Source organism: Actinoallomurus acaciae (genome assembly GCF_042429965.1).
GTDB lineage: Bacteria > Actinomycetota > Actinomycetes > Streptosporangiales > Streptosporangiaceae > Actinoallomurus > Actinoallomurus acaciae.
On sequence record NZ_JBHLZP010000739.1, the window covers coordinates 1 to 3,157 of the forward strand.

The 3,157-nt window shown below is 73.1% G+C and carries 5 protein-coding genes and 1 pseudogene; 5 read left to right on the forward strand and 1 reads right to left on the reverse strand.

Features of this window, described 5'->3' with window-relative positions; all coding sequences use genetic code 11:
- The 3 genes from ACFFNX_RS46080 to ACFFNX_RS46090 all read left to right on the forward strand — a co-directional run.
- Positions 1-214 (forward strand): hypothetical protein (locus ACFFNX_RS46080; RefSeq protein WP_378212672.1); only part of this gene is annotated, 214 nt, incomplete at its 5' end.
- A 25-nt stretch (positions 215-239) separates the two neighbouring features.
- Positions 240-1,106 carry a 1,4-dihydroxy-2-naphthoate polyprenyltransferase gene (locus ACFFNX_RS46085; protein WP_378212676.1) on the forward strand — a complete coding sequence of 289 codons (867 nt, stop codon included), beginning with the start codon at positions 240-242 and terminating at the stop codon, positions 1,104-1,106.
- 118 nt (positions 1,107-1,224) lie between these two features.
- A complete protein-coding gene (locus ACFFNX_RS46090) occupies positions 1,225-1,608 on the forward strand; it encodes a TOBE domain-containing protein (RefSeq protein ID WP_378212673.1) in 384 nt (127 codons plus the stop codon).
- A gap of 332 nt (positions 1,609-1,940) precedes the next feature.
- Here the strand turns inward: ACFFNX_RS46090 and ACFFNX_RS46095 are convergent.
- Positions 1,941-2,030, reverse strand: a pseudogene (locus tag ACFFNX_RS46095) (hypothetical protein); the annotation flags it as partial.
- A 2-nt stretch (positions 2,031-2,032) separates the two neighbouring features.
- Here ACFFNX_RS46095 and ACFFNX_RS46100 point away from each other — a divergent pair.
- The gene (locus ACFFNX_RS46100) at positions 2,033-2,788 is read left to right on the forward strand and encodes an ABC transporter permease (RefSeq protein ID WP_378212674.1); all 756 of its coding nucleotides are present in this window, start codon (positions 2,033-2,035) and stop codon (positions 2,786-2,788) included.
- Positions 2,776-3,157 (forward strand): ATP-binding cassette domain-containing protein (locus tag ACFFNX_RS46105; RefSeq protein WP_378212675.1); only part of this gene is annotated, 382 nt, incomplete at its 3' end. The genes ACFFNX_RS46100 and ACFFNX_RS46105, both read left to right, overlap by 13 nt.

The window sequence follows — 3,157 nt, forward strand, 5'->3', positions numbered from 1 at the left end:
GGCGTACGCGGCGCGGCTGCGCGACTCGGCCGGCACGTTCGCCCGTGACCTGCGGCACGGTGACCCGCGCGTCGCCCGTGCGGCCGACGAGAGTCTGGCGGCCGCCACCGACCGCGCCGCCTTCGTCACGGCCGGGCTGCTGGGCCTCGGCTTCGTGCTGACCCTGGGTCTGCGTCAACCGCGCGAGCCGGATCCGGCAGAATCTCCCGCATGATCTTCGACGCCGGATGTGTGCGGTAGTGGCCTCCGTCTCCCAGTGGGTCGCCGGAGCCCGGCCCCGTACCCTCCCCAACTCGATCGTCCCCGTGCTGGTCGGCACCGGCCTCGCGGTCGGCTTCGGCGACGCGATCTGGTGGCGCGCGGTGGTCGCGCTGATCGTGTCGATGCTCCTGCAGATCGGCGTGAACTACGCCAACGACTACAGCGACGGCATCCGCGGCACCGACGAAGAACGCGTCGGGCCGATGCGGCTGGTCGGCTCCAAGGTCGCGCCGGCCCGGCAGGTCCTCGCGGCGGCGGCCATCTGCTTCCTGCTCGCGGCGGTCGCGGGCCTGGCGCTGACGGTGGTCACCACCTGGTGGCTGCTGCTGATCGGCGCGGCGGCGATCGCGGCGGCGTGGTTCTACACCGGGGGCTCACGACCGTACGGCTACCGGGCGCTGGGCGAGATCTCGGTGTTCGTGTTCTTCGGGCTCGTGTCGGTCGTCGGCACCGCGTACGTGCAGCTCGAGGGCCTGCCGTGGGCCGTGTGGGTCGCATCGGTGCCGGTGGGGCTGCTGTCGTGCTCGATGCTCGTGGTGAACAACCTGCGCGACATCCCGACGGACCGGGAGGCCGACAAGCGCACGCTCGCGGTGCTCCTCGGCGACGGACGCACGCGCCTGCTGTACGCCGGGTGCGCGGTCGTGGCGCTCTGCTGCGTGCCGGTCGTCGCCGCGGTGCACCCGTGGGCGATGATCGCGCTGCTGTCGGCGCTGTGGGCCATCTCCCCGGTGCGGCGCGTCCTGCGGGGCGCGTCGGGGCCGGAGCTCATCGCGGTGCTCGGGGAGACGGGGCGGTTGCAGATCGTCTTCGGCGTCCTGTTCGCCGTCGGCCTCGCCGTCTGAGCCGTTCGGGCGGGTCTGGGCCGGGTCGCATCTGCCAGCGTTCGCGGCCGTCGTTGACCGCATCACCCTGGCTTTTCGGCGAAGATCCTCCCTTTCTGCGAGGGATATACTCACGCGGGTGACGGTGTTCCGGATCAGTGAGGTTGCGTCGTTGCTCGATGTCAGCCCGGACACCGTCCGCCGCTGGGTCGATTCGGGCCGGCTGGTGGCCGAGCGCGACGAACACGGCCATCGGCTCGTTTCAGGGACGGATCTGGCGGCCTTCGTCCGCTCGCCCGCCGAGGCCGAGACCGCCTTCTCCTCCGCCCGCAACCGGATGCGCGGCATCGTCACCGACGTCGTACGGGACGGCGTGATGGCGAAGGTGGAGATCCAGGCGGGCCCCCACCGCGTCGTGTCCCTGATGAGCCGGGAGGCGGCGGACGACCTCGGGCTCGAACCGGGCGTCGTCGCGGTCGCCGTCGTGAAGTCCACCAACGTCGTCGTGGAGCGCACCGAATGACCACCGGCCCGTCCGCCCCTGCCGCGGGGGGTTGTCCACAGCCACGACGGAACCTTCCAGAATCGAGCGCCGGCACTGGACAATGGAATTGGGGTCGCCGCCCCTGCACGGGCGGGGGCTGCACGGGCGGGGGCTGCACGGGCGGGGGCTGCACGGGCGGGGGCTGCACGGGCGGGGGCTGCACGGGCACGAGCCGCACGAGCCCCAGCCACACGAGCCCCAGCCACACGAGCCCCAGCCACACGCACCGCACCGCGCAGGGCAGTACTGCGCAGGGCCGTACCGCTCAGGATCGCACCGCTCAGGATCGCACCGCGCAGGGCCGCACCGCGCAGGGCCGCACCGCGCAGGATCGCACCGCGCAGGATCGCACCACGCAGGGCCGCGCCGTCGGGGCGTGGCTGTGAACCGGCGGGCGCCATGGATGCTTGTTCTGCCGGCGCTCGTCGCGCTCGCCTTTCTGGGGCTGCCCGTCGCGGGGCTGCTGGTCCGCGCGCCCTGGTCCACTCTCGGTACCCGGCTCGCTCAGCCGGAGATCCTCGACGCGCTGCGGCTGTCGGTCGTCTGTGCCACGGTCGCGACCGTGTTCTGCCTGATTCTCGGGGTGCCGCTCGCGTGGGTGCTCGCCCGCGTGTCCTTTCCGGGGCGTCGGCTCGTACGGGCGCTGGTGACCGTGCCGCTCGTGCTGCCGCCGGTCGTCGGCGGTGTGGCGCTGCTGCTGGCCCTGGGTCGCAACGGGCTCCTCGGGCAGTGGCTGTACCGCTGGTTCGGCGTCAGTCTGCCGTTCACCACCGCCGGGGTGGTCGTGGCCGAGGCGTTCGTCGCGCTGCCGTTCCTGGTGATCAGTGTGGAGGGGGCGCTGCGCGCCGCCGACCTGCGGTACGAGGACGCGGCGGCGACTCTGGGCGCCTCGCGCTGGACGACGTTCCGCCGGGTCACGCTGCCGCTCATCGCGCCGGGCATCGGGGCGGGGGCGGTGCTGTGCTGGGCTCGCGCGCTGGGTGAGTTCGGGGCCACGATCACCTTCGCCGGCAACTTCCCGGGTCGCACGCAGACCATGCCTCTCGCCGTGTACCTCGCGCTGGAGAACGACCCGCAGGCCGCGATCGTGTTGAGTCTCGTGCTCCTCGCGGTGTCCGTGGTGGTCCTCGCCGGGCTGCGGGGCCGGTGGGTGTCGTGATCGACGCGCATCTGGTCGTACGGCGGCCGGCGTTCACCCTCGACATCTCGCTGGAGGTCGCCGAGGGCGAGGTCGTCGCGCTGCTCGGGCCGAACGGCGCGGGCAAGAGCACCGCCCTGCGCGCCCTCGCCGGGCTCCTGCCGTTGTCGGAGGGGCACATCCGCGTGGGCGGCGAGGAGTGGCGGCGCCGGCCGGCGGACCGGCGCCCCGTCGGCATGGTGTTCCAGGACTACCTGCTCTTCCCCCATCTCACCGCGCTCGACAACGTGGCGTTCGGGCCGCGTTGCCAGGGCGTGCGCAAGAGCGAGGCGCGCCGGCTCGGCGCCGAGTGGCTCTCGCGCGTCGGCCTCGCCGAGCACGCCGGCCGCA